The organism is Streptomyces sp. KR80 (genome assembly GCF_052245555.1).
Taxonomy (GTDB): domain Bacteria; phylum Actinomycetota; class Actinomycetes; order Streptomycetales; family Streptomycetaceae; genus Streptomyces.
The window spans coordinates 538,323-558,228 of record NZ_JBQQCD010000001.1; the positions used below are offsets into that span (position 1 = coordinate 538,323).

Annotated in this window: 16 protein-coding genes and 1 pseudogene; 4 read left to right on the plus strand and 13 right to left on the minus strand. The window is 71.0% G+C overall.

All coding sequences use genetic code 11. The features are described 5' to 3' along the window. Positions 1–66: 66 nt before the first annotated feature. The 4 genes from ACTWQI_RS02445 to hrcA all read right to left on the minus strand — a co-directional run bounded on the left by ACTWQI_RS02445 (position 67) and on the right by hrcA (position 4,156). Entirely contained in the window at positions 67–810 is a 744-nt protein-coding gene (locus ACTWQI_RS02445; RefSeq protein WP_443266909.1) for a 16S rRNA (uracil(1498)-N(3))-methyltransferase, read from the minus strand. Continuing rightward, the gene (locus ACTWQI_RS02450; RefSeq protein WP_443266911.1) at positions 807–1,877 is read right to left on the minus strand and encodes a nitronate monooxygenase; all 1,071 of its coding nucleotides are present in this window, start codon (positions 1,875–1,877) and stop codon (positions 807–809) included. The genes ACTWQI_RS02445 and ACTWQI_RS02450 overlap by 4 nt, the downstream gene beginning before the upstream one ends. A gap of 122 nt (positions 1,878–1,999) precedes the next feature. After that, on the minus strand, positions 2,000–3,139 hold the full coding sequence (dnaJ, locus tag ACTWQI_RS02455; protein WP_443266912.1) for a molecular chaperone DnaJ: 1,140 nt from the start codon (positions 3,137–3,139) through the stop codon (positions 2,000–2,002). Next, the gene (gene hrcA / locus ACTWQI_RS02460) at positions 3,140–4,156 is read right to left on the minus strand and encodes a heat-inducible transcriptional repressor HrcA (RefSeq protein ID WP_443266914.1); all 1,017 of its coding nucleotides are present in this window, start codon (positions 4,154–4,156) and stop codon (positions 3,140–3,142) included. It abuts the gene before it with no gap. Positions 4,157–4,325: 169 nt separating this feature from the next. Here hrcA and ACTWQI_RS02465 point away from each other — a divergent pair, with 169 nt between their 5' ends. Both ACTWQI_RS02465 and ACTWQI_RS02470 read left to right on the plus strand, forming a co-directional pair. Beyond that, a complete protein-coding gene (locus ACTWQI_RS02465; protein ID WP_443266917.1) occupies positions 4,326–5,063 on the plus strand; it encodes an MBL fold metallo-hydrolase in 738 nt (245 codons plus the stop codon). Positions 5,064–5,097: 34 nt separating this feature from the next. Continuing rightward, on the plus strand, positions 5,098–5,928 hold the full coding sequence (locus ACTWQI_RS02470; RefSeq protein ID WP_443266918.1) for a DUF3097 domain-containing protein: 831 nt from the start codon (positions 5,098–5,100) through the stop codon (positions 5,926–5,928). A gap of 105 nt (positions 5,929–6,033) precedes the next feature. Here the strand turns inward: ACTWQI_RS02470 and hemW are convergent, their stop codons facing one another. From hemW to lepA, 5 genes and pseudogenes are all read right to left on the minus strand, one after another. Next, positions 6,034–7,266 carry a radical SAM family heme chaperone HemW gene (hemW, locus tag ACTWQI_RS02475; protein WP_443267173.1) on the minus strand — a complete coding sequence of 411 codons (1,233 nt, stop codon included), beginning with the start codon at positions 7,264–7,266 and terminating at the stop codon, positions 6,034–6,036. A gap of 162 nt (positions 7,267–7,428) precedes the next feature. Continuing rightward, positions 7,429–7,565 (minus strand): annotated as a pseudogene (locus tag ACTWQI_RS02480) (acetyl-CoA C-acyltransferase); the annotation flags it as partial. 144 nt (positions 7,566–7,709) lie between these two features. Next, on the minus strand, positions 7,710–9,599 hold the full coding sequence (locus ACTWQI_RS02485; RefSeq protein ID WP_443266920.1) for an AMP-dependent synthetase/ligase: 1,890 nt from the start codon (positions 9,597–9,599) through the stop codon (positions 7,710–7,712). Positions 9,600–9,909: 310 nt separating this feature from the next. Beyond that, the gene (locus ACTWQI_RS02490) at positions 9,910–10,377 is read right to left on the minus strand and encodes a hypothetical protein (protein ID WP_443266922.1); all 468 of its coding nucleotides are present in this window, start codon (positions 10,375–10,377) and stop codon (positions 9,910–9,912) included. Between the two features lie 262 nt (positions 10,378–10,639). Continuing rightward, on the minus strand, positions 10,640–12,514 hold the full coding sequence (gene lepA, locus ACTWQI_RS02495; RefSeq protein WP_443266924.1) for a translation elongation factor 4: 1,875 nt from the start codon (positions 12,512–12,514) through the stop codon (positions 10,640–10,642). A 190-nt stretch (positions 12,515–12,704) separates the two neighbouring features. Here lepA and rpsT point away from each other — a divergent pair, with 190 nt between their 5' ends. After that, positions 12,705–12,971, plus strand: coding sequence for a 30S ribosomal protein S20 (rpsT, locus tag ACTWQI_RS02500; RefSeq protein ID WP_443266926.1), 267 nt, complete (start codon positions 12,705–12,707; stop codon positions 12,969–12,971). A gap of 328 nt (positions 12,972–13,299) precedes the next feature. Here the strand turns inward: rpsT and ACTWQI_RS02505 are convergent, their stop codons facing one another. The 4 genes from ACTWQI_RS02505 to ACTWQI_RS02520 form a co-directional block, all read right to left on the minus strand. After that, positions 13,300–14,595: a glycosyltransferase 87 family protein gene (locus ACTWQI_RS02505; protein WP_443266928.1), complete on the minus strand. Its 1,296-nt coding sequence runs from the start codon at positions 14,593–14,595 to the stop codon at positions 13,300–13,302. Next, the gene (locus ACTWQI_RS02510; protein WP_443266930.1) at positions 14,592–16,511 is read right to left on the minus strand and encodes an ArnT family glycosyltransferase; all 1,920 of its coding nucleotides are present in this window, start codon (positions 16,509–16,511) and stop codon (positions 14,592–14,594) included. The genes ACTWQI_RS02505 and ACTWQI_RS02510 overlap by 4 nt, the downstream gene beginning before the upstream one ends. Continuing rightward, a complete protein-coding gene (locus ACTWQI_RS02515) occupies positions 16,511–17,386 on the minus strand; it encodes a TauD/TfdA dioxygenase family protein (RefSeq protein ID WP_443266932.1) in 876 nt (291 codons plus the stop codon). The genes ACTWQI_RS02510 and ACTWQI_RS02515 overlap by 1 nt, the downstream gene beginning before the upstream one ends. Before the next feature lie 84 nt (positions 17,387–17,470). Beyond that, complete coding sequence (locus tag ACTWQI_RS02520; RefSeq protein WP_443266934.1) at positions 17,471–18,463, minus strand: L-tyrosine/L-tryptophan isonitrile synthase family protein; 993 nt, start codon at positions 18,461–18,463, stop codon at positions 17,471–17,473. Between the two features lie 232 nt (positions 18,464–18,695). Here ACTWQI_RS02520 and ACTWQI_RS02525 point away from each other — a divergent pair, with 232 nt between their 5' ends. Then, entirely contained in the window at positions 18,696–19,718 is a 1,023-nt protein-coding gene (locus tag ACTWQI_RS02525; RefSeq protein WP_443266936.1) for a LysR family transcriptional regulator, read from the plus strand. Positions 19,719–19,906 lie beyond the last annotated feature (188 nt).

Below are 19,906 nucleotides of genomic sequence, written 5' to 3' on the forward strand. Positions count from 1 at the left end.
CACTAATCACGCGGCACGGCCCCTACGAGCCATTTCGGCGAGCGGGAAGGGGGGATCAGGGCGTGGTCAGGACCAGCGGCCGGTGCGTTCCAGCAGCAGCGCCGTCGCCGCCGTACCGGCCGTGGAGGTGCGCAGGACGGTCGGGCCCAGGCGGTGTGGCTTCGCTCCCGAAGCGGCGAAGGCCGCCAACTCCTCCGGGGAGACGCCCCCTTCAGGGCCGACGACCAGCACGATGTCTCCCTGGTCGGGGAGTTCGGCGGTCGCCAGCGGCGCGCCGCCCTCCTCGTGGAGCACGGCGGCGAACGACGACTGGGCCAGCCGCACTGCTACCTGACGGGTCGTCATCAGGTCGGTGACCTCGGGAAAGCGGAGCCGACGGGACTGCTTGCCCGCCTCGCGCGCGGTGGCCCGCCACTTCCCGAGGGACTTCAGTCCGCGCTCGCCCTTCCACTGCGTGACACAACGGGACGCCGCCCAGGGAACGATCGCATCGGCCCCGGTCTCCGTCATCGTCTCGACAGCGAGTTCGCCCCGGTCGCCCTTGGGGAGCGCCTGGACGACGGTGATCCGCGGGCTCGGCTCGGGCTCGGTGCGCAGCTCGGCGACCGCGACCTCAAGCCGGTCCTTGCCCTCGACCGCGGCCACGGTGCCGTACGCCCCGAGGCCGGCGCCGTCCGTCAGCACGATCTCCTCGCCGACCCGCAGCCGCCGCACCGATACCGCATGCCGCCCCTCGGGCCCGTCCAGGGTGATCGTCGTCGTGCCCGCGCGGAGCCGGTCGCCGTCGGCGAGGAACACCGGTGCGGTCATGACGTGGCACCCGGCGCGAGTGACGCCCGCGCGGCATCCAGCTCCACGGCCAGGGTCTCCATCAGCTGCGCGGCGGGCAGCTCGCGCGCCAGCCGGTGGCCCTGACCGGCCCAGAGCGCCATGCCCTGCGGATCACCGGCCGCGGCCGCCGCCTTGCGCAGCCCAGCGGTCAGGTAGTGGATCTGCGGGTACGCCGCCGGGGCATACGGGCCGTGCTCACGCATGAAACGGTTGACCAGCCCGCGCCCCGGGCGGCCGGAGAAGGCGCGGGTGAGTTCGGTGCCCGGGAAGACCGGGTCGGTCATCGCGCGCTTGTGGAGGGGGTGCGCACCGGACTCGGGGCAGACCAGAAAGGCCGTACCGAGCTGAGCTGCGACGGCCCCGGCTGCCAGCACGCCGGCGATCTGCGCACCGAGCATCAGCCCACCGGCCGCGATGATCGGCAGCTCCACGGCCTCGCGGACCTGGGCGATGAGGGTGAGCAGGCCGACGCCCCCAGCCACATGCGGGTCGTCGTGGTGGGTGCCCTGGTGGCCGCCGGCCTCGACGCCCTGGACGCAGACGGCGTGGGCCCCGGCCCGCTGCGCGGCCCCGGCCTCCGCCGAGCTGGTGACGGTGACCACGGTCAGGGTGCCCACCTCGGTGAAGGCGTCGAGCACCGCGCGGGAGGGGCAGCCGAAGGTGAAGGAGACGACCGGGACCGGGTCGTCGAGGAGTATGGCGACCTTGCCGTCGTAGGCGTCGTCCGTGGTCCCGCCGGTGTCACCGAGCGGGGTCTCGTACCAGGTCGCTTCTCCGGCGAGCTGCTCGCGGTAGACCTCGATGGCGGCCGCGTCGGCGACGGAGGGCTGCGGCATGAAGAGGTTCACGCCGAAGGGGCGCCGGGTCAGCCCGCGCAGCTGCTTGATCTCCTGGAACATGGCCTCCGGCGTCTTGTACCCGGCGGCCAGGAAGCCCAGGCCGCCCGCGTCGCACACGGCGGAGGCGAGCTCGGGGCCCGATACGCCGCCGGCCATGGGGGCCTGCACGATCGGGTACGGCGACAGATCGTTGAACACGGAGGCCATGGACCTATCGTTTCACGCCACTGTGGGCAGTCGCTCCTCCAGCAGCCACCTCGGGGAGGCGCCCCCAGTGAGGTGGGCATCCCCGGGAGGATCTCCCAGGCGGAACGACTGCCGACAAGCGGCTAACGGCCGTTGAAGGCGTCTTTCAGACGCGAGAAGAGGCCCTGCTGGCCGGGCTGGAACTGGCCCATCGGCCGCTCCTCGCCGCGGAGTTTGGCGAGCTGCCGCAGCAGGTCCTCCTGCTGCGGGTCGAGCTTCGACGGGGTCTGGACCTCGACGTGGACGACCAGATCCCCGCGCCCGCCGCCGCGCAGATGTGTGATGCCGCGCTGGTGGAGCGGAATCGACTGCCCGGACTGCGTGCCCGGCCGGATGTCGACCTCCTCCAGACCGTCGAGCGTCTCCAGCGGGCACTTCGTGCCCAGCGCGGCCGCCGTCATCGGGATGGTCACCGTGCAGTGCAGATCGTCGCCGCGCCGCTGGAACACCGGGTGCGGCAGCTCGTGGATCTCGACGTAGAGGTCACCCGCGGGGCCGCCGCCCGGGCCGACCTCGCCCTCGCCCGCGAGCTGGATGCGCGTGCCGTTGTCGACGCCCGCCGGGATCTTGACGGTCAGCGTGCGCCGCGAGCGTACCCGCCCGTCGCCCGCGCACTCGGGGCACGGAGTCGGCACGACCGTGCCGAAGCCCTGGCACTGCGGGCACGGCCGGGAGGTCATGACCTGGCCCAGGAACGACCGCGTCACCTGTGAGACCTCACCGCGGCCCCGGCACATGTCGCAGGTCTGCGCCGAGGTGCCCGGCGCGGCGCCCTCGCCGCTGCACGTCGTGCAGACGATCGCCGTGTCGACCTGGATGTCCTTCGTCGTACCGAAGGCCGCCTCGTCCAGCTCGATGTCGAGCCGGATCATCGCGTCCTGGCCGCGCCGCGTACGGGACCTCGGTCCGCGCTGCGAGGCGGTGCCGAAGAACGCGTCCATGATGTCGGAGAAGTTGCCGAAGCCGGCGCCGAAGCCGCCCGCGCCGCCACCGCCGGCCGCCGCACCGGCGAGCGGGTCGCCACCGAGGTCGTAGACCTGCTTCTTCTGCGGGTCCGACAGCACCTCGTAGGCGGCGTTGATCTCCTTGAACCGCTCTTGGGTCTTCGGGTCGGGGTTGACGTCCGGGTGCAGTTCGCGGGCGAGGCGACGGAAGGCCTTCTTGATCTCGTCCTGCCCGGCGTCGCGGCGCACGCCGAGGACGGCGTAGTAATCCGTGGCCACTTACGACTCCGCCAGGATTTGTCCGACGTAACGTGCCACTGCGCGTACCGCTCCCATCGTTCCGGGGTAGTCCATGCGGGTCGGTCCGACCACACCGAGTTTGGCGACTGCCTCGTCGCCCGAACCGTAGCCGACCGCGACGACCGATGTGGACGTCAGTCCCTCGTGAGCATTCTCATGCCCGATTCGTACAGTCATGCCCGAGTCCTTGGCTTCCCCGAGCAGTTTGAGGAGCACCACCTGCTCCTCCAAGGCCTCCAGCACCGGCCGGATGGTCAGGGGGAAGTCGTGGGCGAAGCGGGTGAGATTGGCGGTGCCGCCGATCATCAGCCGCTCCTCGGTCTCCTCGACCAGGGTCTCCAGGAGCGTCGCCAGGACCGTGGAGACCGAGCCCCGGTCCTCCGTCTCGAAGGACTCGGGGAGGTCCTGCACCAGCTGCGGCACATCGGCGAACCGCCGCCCCACGACACGGCTGTTGAGCCGCGCCCGGAGGTCGGCGAGCGAGGTCTCGCCGAACGGCGCCGGGCAGTCCACCATGCGCTGCTCGACCCGGCCGGTGTCCGTGATCAGCACCAGCATGATCCGGGCGGGGGCCAGCGACAGCAGCTCGACGTGCCGGATGGTCGACCGCGTCAGCGACGGGTACTGGACGACCGCGACCTGGCGGGTCAGCTGCGCCAGCAGCCGTACCGTACGGCCGACCACGTCGTCCAGGTCGACGGCTCCCTCCAGGAAGTTCTGGATGGCCCGGCGCTCGGGCGGCGACAGGGGCTTGACGCCGGCCAGCTTGTCCACGAAAAGCCGGTAGCCCTTGTCGGTGGGGATGCGGCCCGCGCTGGTGTGCGGCTGGGCGATGAATCCCTCTTCCTCCAGGGCGGCCATGTCGTTACGGACCGTGGCCGGGGAGACGCCGAGGCCGTGCCGCTCCGTGAGCGCCTTGGAACCGACCGGCTCCTCCGTGCCCACGTAGTCCTGGACGATGGCGCGCAGCACCTCGAGTCTTCGTTCGCTGAGCATGCGCACACCTCCAGCTGGTGTTCCCGGACCCCTGCTTGGCACTCGCTGCTGCGGAGTGCCAGCATCCCCGAGCCAGTGTACGGCGGGGTGGTGGTGACCAGGCAAGGGCCGCTTCCGCCCGGCGCCGGAGCGGCGGGCGGGCGTGGTCGGCTGCGACTAGCGTCGTCGTATGGAGCGCACTTGGGAAGAGGCGGGCTGGGAACAGCTCGCACCCGGCGTCGCACGGCGTCGGCTGCCCGGCTGGGACGCGACGGCCGGCCTGGTGCACGGCCCGTCGGCCGTGCTCATGGTGGACGCGGGGGCGACGCTGCACGAGGGCGCGGAGCTGCGCAGACAGGCCGAGGGCGTGCTCGGCCGCGGGGTGACACATCTCGCACTCACGCATCCGCATTTCGACCATGTGCTCGGGGCCGCCGCCTTCGCGGGGGTGGAGGTGTACGCCGCGGTCGGCATGGATCGGATGCTGGGCGGGCGGCGGGGGCGCGACACGCTGCGGGCGGACGCCGTACGCCACGGCATCGCCGGGGACGCCGCGCTCGAGGCGGTCGAACAGCTCCTGGTCCCGGGCCATCCGATCTCCGGCGACCTGGCGGTCGACCTCGGCGGGGGGCGCGAGGCGGTCCTGGTGAACGTGGGCCCCGGTCACACCGGACACGACATCGCGGTGCTGGTGCCCGGTCACGGGGGGACCCAGAGCGTCGTCTTCTGCGGCGACCTGGTGGAGGAGTCGGGCGAGCCGCAGGCCGGTCCGGATGCCGTGCCGGGCCAGTGGCCGGCGGCGCTGGACCGGCTCCTGGACCTCGGTGGCGAGGACGCACTGTACGTGCCCGGGCACGGTGCGGTGGTCGACGCCCGGTTCGTCCGGGCCCAGCGCGACGAACTGGCCGCCCGCTTCGGCGTGTCCTAGCCAGGACGGGCCGTTTCTTCCTACTGTCTGCCGGGTGCGCAGCAGACAGTACGGGCCGGACCTCACCCCGCCGTGGAAGAAGCAGAAGCCCGCACCCGAGGTGGTGGCGGAGCCCGATCTCGTGGTCGAGGAGGTCACCACCGGGTTCTGCGGGGCGGTGATCCGCTGCGAGAAGACCGCGCAGGGTCCGACGGTCACCCTGGAGGACCGGTTCGGCAAGCACCGGGTCTTCCCCATGGAACCGCGCGGCTTCCTCCTGGAGGGGCGCGTCGTCACACTCGTGCGCCCCTCGACCTCGGCCCCGCCTGCCCCGGCCCGTACGGCATCCGGCTCGATCGCCGTACCGAGGGCGCGCGCGAGGGTGGCGCGCGCCGGACGCATCTATGTCGAGGGACGGCACGACGCCGAGCTCGTGGAGCGGGTCTGGGGCGACGATCTGCGGATCGAGGGCGTGGTGGTCGAGTACTTGGAGGGCATCGACGACCTGCCCGCCGTCGTCCGGGACTTCTCGCCCGGCCCTGACGCCCGCCTCGGGGTCCTCGTCGACCACCTGGTGCCCGGCTCGAAGGAGTCCCGGATCGCCGCCGAGGTCACGAACGCCCACACACTCGTGGTCGGCCACCCCTACATCGACGTGTGGGAGGCCGTGAAGCCGTCCTCCGTCGGCTTCGCGGCCTGGCCGTCCGTCCCCCGCGGCGAGGACTGGAAGACGGGCGTCTGCCGGGCCCTCGGCTGGCCGGAGAACCCGGGCGCGGCGTGGCAGCGCATCCTCGGCTCGGTCCGCAGCTACAGGGACCTGGAGCCGGCGCTGCTCGGGCGGGTGGAGGAGCTGATCGACTTCGTCACGGCCGGCGAGGGCGCTTGACGGCTCCGCTGCACGTCCCGCCCGTATGTACGGCATGTACGGCGGCGGCCCAGGGGGGCGCAGGGCAGTGCCCGTGCATCCGCTTGACTTCACTCCAGCGAGTGATCAGTCCACCAGGTCCCTAACCACGGCGTCCGCCAACAGCCGCCCCCGCAGGGTCAGTACGGCCCGCCCCGCCGCGTACGGGCCCGGCTCCAGCAGGCCCTCCACGAGCGCACGCTCGGCGGCCCGCGCACCCGCCGGGGCGAGCAGCTCCAGCGGACAGCCGTCCGCGAGGCGCAGCTCCAGCAGGATCCGCTCGACCCGGCGGTCCTCGTCACTCAGCAGCTCCCGCCCCGCACCCGGCGAGCGCCCCTCGCTCAGCGCCTGCGCGTACGCGCCCGGGTGCTTCACGTTCCACCACCGCACACCGCCCACGTGGCTGTGCGCGCCCGGACCGGCGCCCCACCAGTCGGCGCCCGTCCAGTAGAGCTCGTTGTGGCGGCAGCGCCCGGCCTCCGAGGTGGTCCAGTTCGACACCTCGTACCAGCCGAAGCCCGCCGCGGACAGCGCCTCCTCGGCGATCAGATAACGGTCGGCGTGCACGTCGTCGTCGGTCATCGGCACCTCGCCGCGCCGGATCCGCCGGGCGAGCTGCGTACCCTCCTCGACGATCAGCGCATACGCGGACACATGGTCGGGGCCCGCACCGACCGCCGCGTCCAGTGACGCCCGCCAGTCCTCGTCGCTCTCGCCCGGGGTGCCGTAGATCAGGTCGAGATTCACCTGGTCGAACCCGGCGGCCCGGGCCTCGGCGACGCACGCCTCCGGCCGCCCGGGCGTGTGCGTGCGGTCGAGCACCTGCAGGACGTGCGGGCGCGCGCTCTGCATGCCGAACGACACCCGGTTGAAGCCGCCTTCCCGCAGCTCGGCCAGATAGCCCGGATCGACCGACTCCGGGTTGGCCTCGGTGGTGATCTCCGCCCCCTCCGCCAGCCCGAACTCGTCCCGGATCGCCCCGACCATCCGCGCCAGATCCGCGGCCGCCAGCAGAGTCGGCGTACCCCCGCCGACGAAGACGGTCTCGGCTGGGCGCGGGTCGTCGCCCAGCACCTTCCGAGCGAGCCGGATCTCCTCGATCAGCGTCTCGGCGTAGTTCTCGCGCGATGCCAGGGCGCCACCGGAACCGCGCAGCTCGCCGGCGGTGTAGGTGTTGAAGTCGCAGTAACCGCAGCGCGTCGCGCAGTACGGCACATGCAGGTAGAAACCGAGCGGCCGGCCGGTGGCCCCGTCCAGGGCGTGGCCGGGCAGGGAGCCGTCGTGCGGCACGGGCTCGCCGTCGGGCAGTGCGGAGGGCATGCCCTCATTGTCCCCCGCCGGCGGACCAATCTCGGCCCCCGGCCCGGAAGCCGCCCCTACGCTCGGGGCGTCCGGCCTCTCCTGGCGGCTCCTGGCGTCGGACCAGCCGGTGGCATGGGGCAGCCACCCTCGCAAAGCGTGGCGCAAGCGAGCTTGCCGCACTGCCGCGCCGTCGTTCAGCGGCCCGGCAGTCGCCCGCGGTGACCAGCCCGGCGAAAGACCGGCTTGATGCCCTGGACACCCTCGAGTGTCACGCCGACGCGCGGGCCGTCCTCCTTCGCCACGACCGTGCCGTCCGGCGCTTGGCCCCCCACAGCGCGGCGCGGGCACCGGGCAGCTCGGGCCATGCCGTACGGCCAGGTGCCCGCGTGCGGGGAGCCGTAGCTGCTCGCCGGTCATGCCGCCGGCAACGCGCTCGCTTCAGCGGCCTCCCCGGCGAGGGGTCACGCCTCGCGGGTGCCGTCGTACATCTCGTCGATCAGGTACTTGTACTCCCGCTCGACGACCGGGCGCTTGAGCTTCAGGCTCGGCGTCAGCTCACCGTGCTCGACGTCGAGATCCCGCGGCAGGACGCGGAACTTCTTGATCGTCTGCCAGCGCTGGAGACCGGCGTTGAGCTGGTCGACGTAGCCGCTGATCAGCTCCTCGACCGCCTTCGTCGAGACGATGTCGGCGTACGGCCTGCCCGCCATGCCGTGGTCCTTCGCCCAACCGGTGATCGCCGGCTCGTCGAGCGCGATCAGCGCGGTGCAGAAATTGCGGTCGGCACCGTGCACCAGGATGTTGGAGACGAACGGACAGACCGCCTTGAACTGGCCCTCCACCTCGGCCGGGGCGACGTACTTCCCCCCCGACGTCTTGATCAGGTCCTTCTTCCGGTCGGTGATCCGCAGGTAGCCATCCACGGACAGCTCGCCGATGTCGCCGGTGTGGAACCAGCCGTCGGGCTCCAGCACCTCCGCGGTCTTCTCCGGCAGCCCGTGGTAGCCCTCCATGATGCCGGGGCCGCGCAGCAGGATCTCGCCGTCGTGCGCGATCCGCACCTCCGTGCCGGGCAGCGGCTTGCCGACGGTGCCGACGCGGTACGCCTCTCCCGGGTTGACGAAGCTGGCGGCGCTGGACTCGGTGAGACCGTAGCCCTCGAGGATGTGGATACCGGCGCCGGAGAAAAAGAAGCCGATGTCCGGTGCGAGGGCGGCGGATCCTGAGACGGCGGCGCGCAGCTGGCCGCCGAAGGCGGCGCGCAGCTTGGTGTAGACGAGCTTGTCGGCGATGGCGTGCTTCACAGTGAGGCCCAGGGGCGCGGTCCGGTTGCCGGTGCGCTGCATGTTGTCCTGCGCCGCCTTGGCGTACTCGCGGGCGACTCCGGCAGCCCACTGGAAGATCTTGTACTTGGCGCCGCCGGCTTCCCGCGCCTTGGCCGCGACACCGTTGTAGACCTTCTCGAAGATGCGGGGCACAGCCGCCATGTAGGTCGGCTTCACCACCGGCAGATTCTCGATGATCTTGTCGATGCGGCCGTCGACGGCGGTGACGTGCCCGGCGCCGATCTGACCGGACGTCAGCACCTTGCCGAAGACGTGCGCCAGCGGCAGCCACAGGTACTGCACGTCCTCGGCCGTCACCAGACCGGTGGCGGGAATGGCCGTGGCCATGTACGACCAGTTGCCGTGCGGCAGCCGTACGCCCTTGGGGCGGCCGGTGGTGCCCGAGGTGTAGATGAGGGTGGCCAGCTGATCGGCGGTGATCGCGGCGATCCGGTCGTGGACGCTGTCCGGCTTCCGCTCCAGATAGACGGAACCGCGCCACTCCAGGTCGGCGAGAGAGAGAACCCAGCCCTCGGGGTCGCCCTCGGCGTACTCGACGCCGGCCTCGTCGATCACCACGACATGGGCCAGGGCGGGCAGCTCGGCCCGTCGCTCGCGCACCTTGGCCAGCTGTGTGGCGTCCTCGGCGATCAGCACCCGGCTGCTCGAGTCTGCGAGGATGTAGGCCGTCTCCTCGGCGTTGGTGGACGGGTAAACGGTGGTCGTCGCCGCGCCTGCGCAGAGAATGCCCAGATCGGCGAGGATCCACTCGATACGGGTATTGGAGGCGATCGCCACCCGCTCCTCGGGCTGTACCCCCAGGTCGATAAGGCCGGCGGCGATGGCCAGAACCCGTTCAGAGGACTGCCGCCAGGTGAGCGAGCGCCACTCCTCCGGGCCCTCACCGGTGGTTCGCAGTACCGGATAGCGGAACGCCTCGGCATCCGGCGTGGCTTCGACTCGCTCCAGGAAGAGCGTCGCCACGGAAGGCGGCCGGTTCTCGATCAACGTCTGTGTGTCGCTCACGACATCCTCCGTGCCCCGCGGCTCTGCTGTGACGGGAAGCTGTGCTGTGACGGAAAGGCTCTGGTGTGACAAGAAGCGGTTTACGCGCCAACTGTTTAACTGGCGAGTAACCTTGAGCAGGGCATCAGGGTAGAGCTGGTTCCGCCTGCGCGTAAGGGGGGTCAGCGGACTCATTTTGCGCGTCTCGACACCCGGACGTGACCTCGTCGGAACCTGGCGTCATGAAGAAGCGGGCCCGGCGTGATATGTCCGGACCCGCTCGCGAGCTGTGCACAGGGCGGAACTGCAGAAGGCGGGGAGAGCTCGTTACTCAGTTGTTGTCGTTGCCGTTGTTGTCGTTGCCCAGGAGCAGGCCGCCGAGCAGCGGCACCAGGCCGGTCCTGTTGTCCTTCCGGTCCTCCGTCCTGCTCCTCTCGTAGGTGGCTCCGTTCTTCGTTTGCCCCTGTTCTGTCCCGGTGGTCTGCCGCCGGGTGGTACCGACGCCCTTCCACTGGTTCATCCTGCCGCCCGACGCCTGGCTGCTGGGGTTGGGCGGGGTGCCGAACGGCTGCATGGCGGCGGTGAACAGTGTGGCCAGGTTGTTGTCCACCGGGTTCCGCACCGTGCCGAGCGGCGGCTCGTCCAGCTTGATCAGGTGGCTCTTCTGCGTGCGCATGAAGCCGGTGGTCTTCTTGGCCTTCAGCTTCTCCTCGGCCGCGAAGGCCGCGGTATCGGTGCCGAGGGCCAAGACGGAGCCGGCGACCGCGGCGGCGGCGATGGCGGCCTGGGTGTACTTCACTTCAGCATCCCTTCCAAAGGCGGTGCCATGGCCGGCACGACCGTCGTACCGGCCCGGTGGCAGCCGGCCACCGGGAACACCGCTGCTGCAGTGCGTAACGGACGCTTTCTCCCGGGAGAAACCGGAAGCACCGGCATTCACCCGGATGGCACGAAAAAGGCGCCCGCCCCGGGTGCGGGGCAGGCGCCTTTCGTGTGACCGCCGCGGCGCCGCCGACCTGACCTGCGCTCCTGCGGCTACGCGGCTGCCGCTGCTCCTGCGGCTACTTCTTCGCCTTGGCGTCGCCGACCTCGGAGTCGCTGGAGAGCGCGGCGATGAAGGCCTCCTGCGGAATCTCCACGCGGCCCACCACCTTCATCCGCTTCTTGCCCTCCTTCTGCTTCTCCAGCAGCTTCCGCTTACGGGAGATGTCACCGCCGTAGCACTTGGCGAGGACGTCCTTGCGGATCGCGCGAACGGTCTCGCGGGCGATCACCCGGGACCCGATGGCTGCCTGGATCGGCACCTCGAACTGCTGCCGGGGGATGAGCTCGCGCAACTTGGAGGCCATCCGGACGCCGTAGTTGTAGGCCTTGTCCTTGTGGACGATGGCCGAGAAGGCGTCCACCTTGTCACCGTGGAGCAGGATGTCGACCTTGACCAGCTCGGAGGTCTGCTCGCCGGTGGGCTCGTAGTCGAGCGAGGCATAGCCGCGGGTCTTGGACTTCAGCTGGTCGAAGAAGTCGAAGACGATCTCGGCGAGCGGCAGGGTGTAGCGCAGCTCGACGCGGTCCTCGGAGAGGTAGTCCATGCCGAGCAACGCGCCGCGCCGGTTCTGGCAGAGCTCCATGATCGCGCCGATGAACTCGCTCGGGGCGAGCAGGGTGGCCCGTACGACCGGCTCGTGGACCTGGGCGATCTTGCCGGTGGGGAACTCACTGGGGTTGGTGACGGTGTGCTCGGTGTCGTCCTCCATGTCCACCCGGTAGATCACGTTCGGTGCGGTGGCGATCAGGTCGAGACCGAACTCGCGCTCCAGGCGCTCGCGGATCACCTCGAGGTGCAGCAGACCCAGGAAGCCGACGCGGAAGCCGAAGCCCAGGGCTGCCGAGGTCTCCGGCTCGTAGACCAGCGCCGCGTCGTTGAGCTGCAGCTTGTCCAGGGCGTCGCGCAGCTCCGGGTAGTCCGAGCCGTCGAGCGGGTAGAGGCCGGAGAACACCATGGGCTTCGGGTCCTTGTAGCCGCCCAGCGGCTGTTGGGCACCCTTGGTGAGCTGGGTGATGGTGTCGCCGACCTTGGACTGGCGGACGTCCTTCACGCCGGTGATCAGATAGCCGACCTCGCCGACGCCGAGACCGTCGGAGGGGGTCATCTCAGGCGAGTTCGTGCCGATCTCCAGCAGCTCGTGCGCGGCGCCGGTGGACATCATCTTGATCCGCTCGCGCTTGCCGAGCCGCCCGTCGACGACCTTCACATACGTCACGACGCCGCGGTACGAGTCGTAGACCGAGTCGAAGATCATCGCCCGGGCCGGGGAGTCCTTGACGCCGACCGGTGAAGGGACGAGCTTCACGACCTCGTCGAGCAGTTCGGACACGCCCTCGCCGGTCTTGGCAGAGACCTTGAGCACGTCGGACCGCTCGCAGCCGATGATGTGGGCGAGCTCGGCGGCGTACTTCTCGGGCTGCGCGGCCGGCAGGTCGATCTTGTTGAGGACCGGGATGATCGTGAGGTCGTTCTCCAGCGCCAGGTAGAGGTTGGCGAGGGTCTGCGCCTCGATGCCCTGGGCCGCGTCCACCAGGAGGATGCAGCCCTCGCAGGCGGCGAGGGAGCGGGAGACCTCGTAGGTGAAGTCCACATGGCCCGGTGTGTCGATCATGTTGAGGATGTGGGTGGTGCCTTCACCCTCGCCCTGGGTGGGCGCCCAGGGCAGCCGGACCGCCTGGGACTTGATCGTGATGCCGCGCTCGCGTTCGATGTCCATCCGGTCGAGGTACTGGGCACGCATCTGCCGCTGGTCGACCACGCCGGTCAGCTGGAGCATCCGGTCGGCGAGCGTCGACTTGCCGTGGTCGATGTGCGCGATGATGCAGAAGTTGCGGATCAGCGCCGGGTCGGTACGGCTCGGGTCCGGCACGTTGGTTGGGGTCGCGGGCACGCAGGGTCCTGTTTCTTGAGGCGTCTGTCGCCTTGGTCGGATCGATACGTAGCCTCCATCCTCCCACGCCCGGTGGGCGGCGCCCGGTTTGGGAGGGCATCGCGGCTGCTGGTAGCCTGGCCCACTGTGCCTCGTGCCCTCTCACACGCGGTGCAGCTCAGAATTCCAACGAACCTGCAAAGGCTCTTTCGTGGCGAACATCAAGTCCCAGATCAAGCGGAACAAGACGAATGAGAAGGCGCGGCTGCGCAACAAGGCCGTCAAGTCGTCGCTCAAGACCGCGATCCGCAAGACCCGTGAGGCCGTCGAGGCCGGCGACGTCGAGAAGGCCACCGTGGCCGCTCGTGAGGCGTCCCGCAAGCTGGACAAGGCCGTCAGCAAGGGCGTGATCCACAAGAACCAGGCCGCCAACAAGAAGTCGGCGCTGGCTGACCGGGTCGCCTCTCTTCAGGGCTGACCCACCGGGCTGACCACAGCTCGTACGGGGCCTTGAGCCCCTGTGCCGGGAGGAATCAGCGGTCCCTCTCAACCGCTCCGGCCGGCACCGCTCGTAGATCTTTCTGGAGCATCGCGCCGCACGCGGCCTGCGTTCGCCACGCGGGTGCGGCGCACAGCACGACAAGCGAAGGTCCTGGTCACAGACCAGACCACTACTGCCCGACTGGACCCCACCGGTCGGGCAGTACGCATTCTGTACACCTGGCGCCCGGAAACAGCCGGAAATGATCGGGAACGTGGGGGGCTGATTTCGCAGGTCAAAGGGCTTCTGCTCACGTTTTTGCAGGTCAACGTCCGGCACTCGGGGCACGCGGGCCGCGTGCGGAGTGGTCAGCGGCGATCGGGGTGCTCAGCACGGCAGCGGCGGCCAGTGCGCCCGCGTAGACGAACAGGTAGGCGTTGCCGTAGAGCACCTCCCAGCCGTGCCGGCTGGGCAGCGCCACCACGCCCAGGGGTGGCGCGTCCATCCGGTGCCCGGTGAAGAAGTGCAGCGGCCAGGCGAAGGTCACGACGGCGAATCCGGCGAGGACTGCGAGCAGCCTCGCACTCAGCGGTGCCGAGCACAGCACGATCACCACCAGCGGCACGAACCAGACCCAGTGGTGGCTCCAGGAGACGGGCGAGACTGCCGCCGAGGTGAGGCCGCACAGAGTGACGCCCAGCAGCGGCATACCGCGCCGGTGTGCCACGGCGGCCAGCCCGAGACCGGCTGCCGCGGTCAGCACCGCCAGTGTGGCCCAGAGCGCGAACGGCGGTTCGGCGGTGTCGGTGAGCCGGGCCAGCATGCCGTTCACCGACTGGTTCATCTGGCTGGCGACCTCGCCGATCCGGTCCGTGTGCAGAAACGTGCCGCCCCAGTAGTCCACGGTGTCGTCCGGTGCGATGAGCAGACTCAGGCCCACGGTGGCGACGGCCGTCACGGTGGCGGTCGCTGCGGCCCGGTACTGCCGGGTCAGGAGCAGATGGACGATGAACAGCGCCGGGGTCAGCTTGATGCCGGCCGCGAGGCCCACCCCGATACCGCGCAACCGGGCCCGGGTACGGGAACTGCCGTCACCGCCGGTCAGATCGCCCAGAATCAGCACCATCAGCAGCAGGTTGATCTGCCCCAGGTACAGGGTCCACGAGACGGGCTCCAGCCAGAACAGCAGAGCCGTCAGCGCCGCCACCGCCCTGAGCCGCCCGCGCCGGGAGCCGTTGCGGGCACCCAGCGCGAGGTGGACCGAAGCGGCGAGCAGCGCGACGCCGGCCGGGAAGACCAGGGCCTGCCACAGTTCCACCGGCCCGAGCGTCAGCGGCACGAACAGCATGGCCGCGAACGGCGGGTAGGTGAAGGAATAGGCGCCACCGCCCAGCCTGCCCTCGTACAGCGGTACGCCGTCGAGCAGGGCCTGCCCGCCGGCCCGGTACACGGACAGGTCGAAGAAGTCGCTCATCACCACGAATCCGGTGGCGGACCAGTGCAGCGCCGCGAGCGCGGCGAACAGCGCCGCGCCGAGCGCCACCACCCACACCGGCCGCTGCGCGAGATGGGCCACGGCCCTCGGCGCCGCCGGGGCGCCGAGGGTGCGCCCGGCGCTCATCGCCGGCCCCGCGCGGTCGTGGGGGCGCAGTCGTACAGCGTCTCGGGCATGCCCGGCGGCCCTTGCGGGTCGCCGGAGAGGCGGTAGAGCGCGGGTGGTACGGCGGCGCAATGTGCCACCACCCAGCGCAGTCTGGCCTGGGCGATCGGGCCTCCCATGGCGCCGTGGAACCCGCCGGTCATGACGTAACGGAGCTGCCCCGAGGCGGTGAGGGTGGCCAGCTCCGGCAGCGAAGGTACGGGGGCCGCGCCGGTGAACCCGCCCATGGGCAGCACGCTGTGGCCCGCGCGCAGGTAGGGCGAGGCTGTGTTCGCGGTGGGCACGGCGAGTTGGTAGCGCTCGCCGTGGTGGTGCGCTGTCACGTAGGCCAGCAGGCCCGCGTTCGGGGTGGTCATGTTCATGTTCCCCATCTCGGCCGGAAGGCGGACGTCGTGCGGGAATCCGTGCAGGGAGGCCATGGCCGCCGCGGGGAGCTCCGTGGTTCTCGCGGCGACCGGGTTCAGCCCGGTCAGGCCCTCGTACGGCCGCCCCGACGCGCTCACGGCCCAGAGACCGGGACCGAGCGTCAGAGCGATGGTGGTCAGCGCCACGGCCGTCGCCGCCCCCGGCCGGCCGGTGCCCGTTGCGGGCCGCCGGCCGGTCATGCCGGCCACGAGTGCGGCGCACACCGGGAGGCAGACCGCAGCTACCGCCGCCACCTGCCAGCGAGGGCCGTCGGCCCGCCAGAGGAGCGTGACGGCCCACGCCCCGGTCCCCGCGACGCCGGCGGGCAGCAGCCGGCCGCTCGGAGCCCGATGCCGCCAGGACCGGACCGCGAGCACCGAGCCGGCGCCGGTGAGCGCCGCGACGGCGGGGGTCAGCGCAGCCGTGTAGTAGGGGTGGACGGCGGCGGCGGTGCTGAACACCAGCGCGTGGACGAGCAGCCAGCCGCCCCAGAGCAGCCATCCGGCCCGCGCCGGATCAGTGCGCGGAGCATTGCGGCATGCCACCAGCCCGGCGGCGAGCGAGACCACAGCAAGAGGCAGGAGCCAGCTCACCTCCGGGCCGAGTTCCCCGTTGAACAGCCGTCCCGCGCCGGGCGGCCCCCCGAAGTCCGCCAGGAAGCTCGTCACCACGGATGCCGAGTGGTCGCCGTGCCCGAATCGGCTGAGCCCGTTGTACTGGAAGATCATCTCCCACACCGAGTCGTGCGAACTGCCGTCGATGTAGGGCCGTTTCCGTGCCGGGGTGAGAGCCACCAGGACCGGCCACAGGGCGCTCACCGCGACGGTCACCGCCCCGGCAGCGGCCAGCCGGCGCAGCCGCAGCGCCCGGCTGCCGGCGGCCGTGGCGCCGTAGGCCAGGGCGAGGGCGGGCAGCACAAGGAACGCCTGGCCCATCTTGAAGTGGAAGGCCACGCCCACCCAGGCACCGGCCGCCGCCAGCTGCCGATGCCGCCCGTCCACGACGGCCAGTTGAGCCGCGCGGGCGGCGCACACGCAGGCCAGCACCAGGAAGGTGTCGGGGATGTTCTCCCGAGCGAGTACGACCCCGACGGGCGTCAGGGTGAAGACGACGGCGGCAACGGCCCCTGCCGAGCCCCCGGCCCAGCGGCGCACAGTCGAGTACAGGACGGGGACGGTGGCGGCGAACGCCATCGCCTGCGGCAGCAGCAGCGCCCAGGAATGGAAGCCGAACAGCCGCACGGACAGCGCCTGGAACCAGAGCGCTCCCGGCACCTTGTCGACGGTGACGGTCCCGGCCGGGTCGTACGCCCCATACAGGAAGGCGTGCCAGTCGGTGGCCATCGACCGGGCGGCGGCCGCGTAGTAGTAGTGCGGGTCGACACGGCTGTGGGCCCAGAAGGCGAGCGCGAACGCCGCCGCGGTCGACAGTCCCGCCACCCAGGCCGGACCCCGGACGGGAAGCGGTCTCATCACGCTCCCGACCCGTCCCCGTCCCGGCGCACTGCTGGATTGGCGAACGGCGGGCTGCCCAGCACATGCACGCGGCGCAGATGCCGTGGCGCCCTGCTGGTGAAGGACTCACGCCCGTGCAGCAGGGCGTAGTTGTCCGCGACGACGATGTCGCCCTGCTGCCAGGAGTGCCCGTAGAAGTGGCGCGGATCGTGCAGGGCGTCGTGCAGCCCGGCGAGCAGTTCCGGTACCCGTTCCGCCGCGATGCCGTCGAAGTGGTGCTCGGGTCGGTTGAGGAAGTCCGAATCGTCCTGCGGCGGGGGCTCGTTGAAGCGCAGTGTCGGCACCCCGGTGCCGGGGTGCGGCACGATCAGCGGGGAGACCGCCTGCCCGCCGTAGTGGACGACATTGCGGATGCGGTAGGTGACGGTGACCTCGTGCCACAGGCTCAGTACGGCCGGGTGCGCGTCCGCAAGGAGCTGGACGGTGTCACAGAACGTGGTACGTCCCCCGTCGTCGCCGGGCGCTCGTACGCAGTGGAAGACCTGGAACTCGGGGATGAACGGCTTGTACATGCCGTCCCAGTGGAACGGCACGCAGCTGCTGTCGAAGATGTGGTCCGTCGGGGTGTCGGCCTCGCGCAGTTCCAGTACGTCGCCGAACGGCCACCTCATCACCTCGCCCCACCCCCGGCACCAGTCCGCGAGTTCCGGCGCGTCCTCAGGGGAGGTGAAGTCACGCAGCAGGAGCAGATGGTGCTCGCGCACCAGCTCACGCAGGGCAGGCACCGAGAGGGCCGCCAGGCCAACGCCTCCCGGCGGCGCCTGGAGGCAAGCCCCGAACGGACCGAGGGGCGTCACGCCGGGGAGAGAATCCCGGAGGGAGGCGTGCGGCATGCGAAGAACTCCTGGGGGTGACGGACCTGTCGGACCTGGGGTGTCGGACCTGTCGGGCCTCTGCCGCCTGCGGCGGGCGGGGGCTCAGGACAGGAGGGCGGGGCGTACGAGCCGGCTCTCGTCGTCCGGCGGGTGCGGCGACGTAGTGGTGTAGTGGCTGGGCCTGCCGTCGCGGTGGACCAGCCGCGCGCCGATCCGCTCCGCCTCGGCGCGCCCCCGCAGCACGAAACGCCCGTCCATCTCGACGGCGACCCCGTGCCACGGGGTGAGCCAGTCGTCGTTCTCTGCCGTCAGCCTGATGCCGAACTTCGCCGAGCCGCAGCTCTGCGGATGGATGGACAGCCGGACCGCCGAGGGGTAGCGGTCCGCGACCAGTGCGCCCCACGCCCGGCTGCGCCGGATGACGCCGTAGGCCCGCTGCCTGGCGTCCCGTTGCAGTGCCCTGCGGCTGCCGTGACGGCCCGGGGTGAGCCCGTCCTCGAAGAGGAACCGCGTGATCGCGCGGTAGAGCCGAAGCGGTTCGCCCCCGCCGCGTACCTCGCGCCGGATCTCCTCCGGCGCCTCCGCGTAGATCTCGTCCAGCATCCGGCGCATGCGGTCGTGCGGGAGGCACCGCATGCGGGGGAGGTCGTCGATGCTGAACTGCGAGAGCGTCTGCGCATGGCGCCCGTCGATGATGCGCTGGAGTGTGCTGTGGTAGGCGGTGACGTGCTCGTCCGGCACGTTGATCAGGTCGCTGAAGACCCGCCCGTCGGAGCAGATGACGACGTGCGCGCCGGGCGCGTGGATCTCACCGATCCGTCGGCACAGGCTGTCGAGGAAGTCGAGTGCGAGTTCCTCGGCCATGTCCGGCAGCACGCCGAGCACTTTGGACGGATTGGGCGACTTGCAGGGGAATCCCGGCAGGACGAACACGATGGGCGCGCCCGACTCCACGGATGACCTGACCGTCCCCAGGTGCGGCAAGAGGCAGGCATCACACGGGTCGGTGGCGCACTGGGCGGAGTTCCGCGCCCTGCGTCGGTGCCGGACGACGGCCCGCATGACCTCGTGCGACACTGCCTCGGCATTCACCATGATGACTTCCCGTCGGCCGGCTCGCTGGCGGAAGTGGCCACGGTCCGCCGGGGGCGTTCCGGGCGGACGCGGACCATGACGCTCGATCGACCGGCGCAGGTCGCCACGCCGGCGATCTGCCGTCGGCGACAACCGCCCTTGCGGTGCCGGATCGGTGCCGGCCCGGTCGGTGCGTCAACTCTCGTCTGAGAGCGCTCTTGCCGCTAATCCGAGCCGTACATAGGGTCGCCCTATGGTCATCGAAGCCCGCCACCTGCGAGCGGTCTCCGCGATCGCGGAGGCGGGCAGCGTGACGCGCGCCGCAGCTGCGCTGGGGGTGTCCCAGCCGTCGCTGACCGGCCAGTTGCAGCGGATCGAGCGCCGGATCGGCGGACGCCTCTTCGTGCGCGACCGGCAGGGGGTGGTGCCGACGCCGCTGGGGGAGTTCGTCCTCGCCAGGGCCCGCCAGGTGCTGTCGGCCATGGAGGAACTGCACTACGAGACCATGCGCTACACCGAGGAGGGGGAGCAGCCCCGCATTCGCTACGGCGCGGTGCCGGGGCCGTTGATGGCGGGCACGCTGCGCCGGCTGAACGAGCACTTCGCGGGCGAGGTGACCCTGCGCACCGAGTCCTCCTCCAATGTGCTGGCCCGGCTAGTGGCCCACCGCCACCTGGAGTTCGCAAGCGTCATCGACTACGAGCAGTGTCCGCTGCAGTTCGGCCCGGAACTGGAGTGCCATGTCGTCGCCGTGGAACCGGCATTCGCCCTGCTGCCCGCCGCCGACGCCACGGCCACCCAGCGTGAGGTTCAGTTAGCCGAACTCGCCGACGCCACCTGGGTGCTGCCGCCGCTGGACGACAACGGCCTGCGCGAGTGCTTCACGCCCCTGTGCCGCCGGGCTGGCTTCACCCCGCGGGTCGTCCACGAGACGGAGGCGACTGGCGCACGCGACCTGATCAGCGAAGGGCACTGCGTTGGGCTGGGGCAGGCCACCTTCCGGGAGACGGCGGGCATCGCGATCCGCCCGCTGGCGGGCTCGCCTCTGACCGTCCGGCACACCCTCGTGTGGCGCCGCTCGGAGCAGATCGCGCAAGCCACCCGGCACGTGGTGGCCTTCGCCACGGACGCGTACGCGGCGGCGGTCGGCCGCAGCCCGGCGTACCTGGACTGGCTCGCCCGCCACCCGCAGTTCGACGGCGGCGGCGTGCTACGGCGCCGACCCGGCGAACAGGTCACGTCGGCGGGTGGGGCGAGCGGGACGTTCCGGCACTGAAACCCCTCCTCAGGACGAGGCGGCGGGCCTTCGGCATGTGCTGCTCCACATGTCCCTTCAGGTGTGCCTGGTCGCCCCCTGTGTGCTGCGACGAGGAGCGCGACCGCCGGCACGGTCGGTCGAGGGCTGGGGGTGGGCCCCGCGGGTCCAAGCTCGGCGCGGCTGTGGTCCAGGGCGGGGCGCGGAGC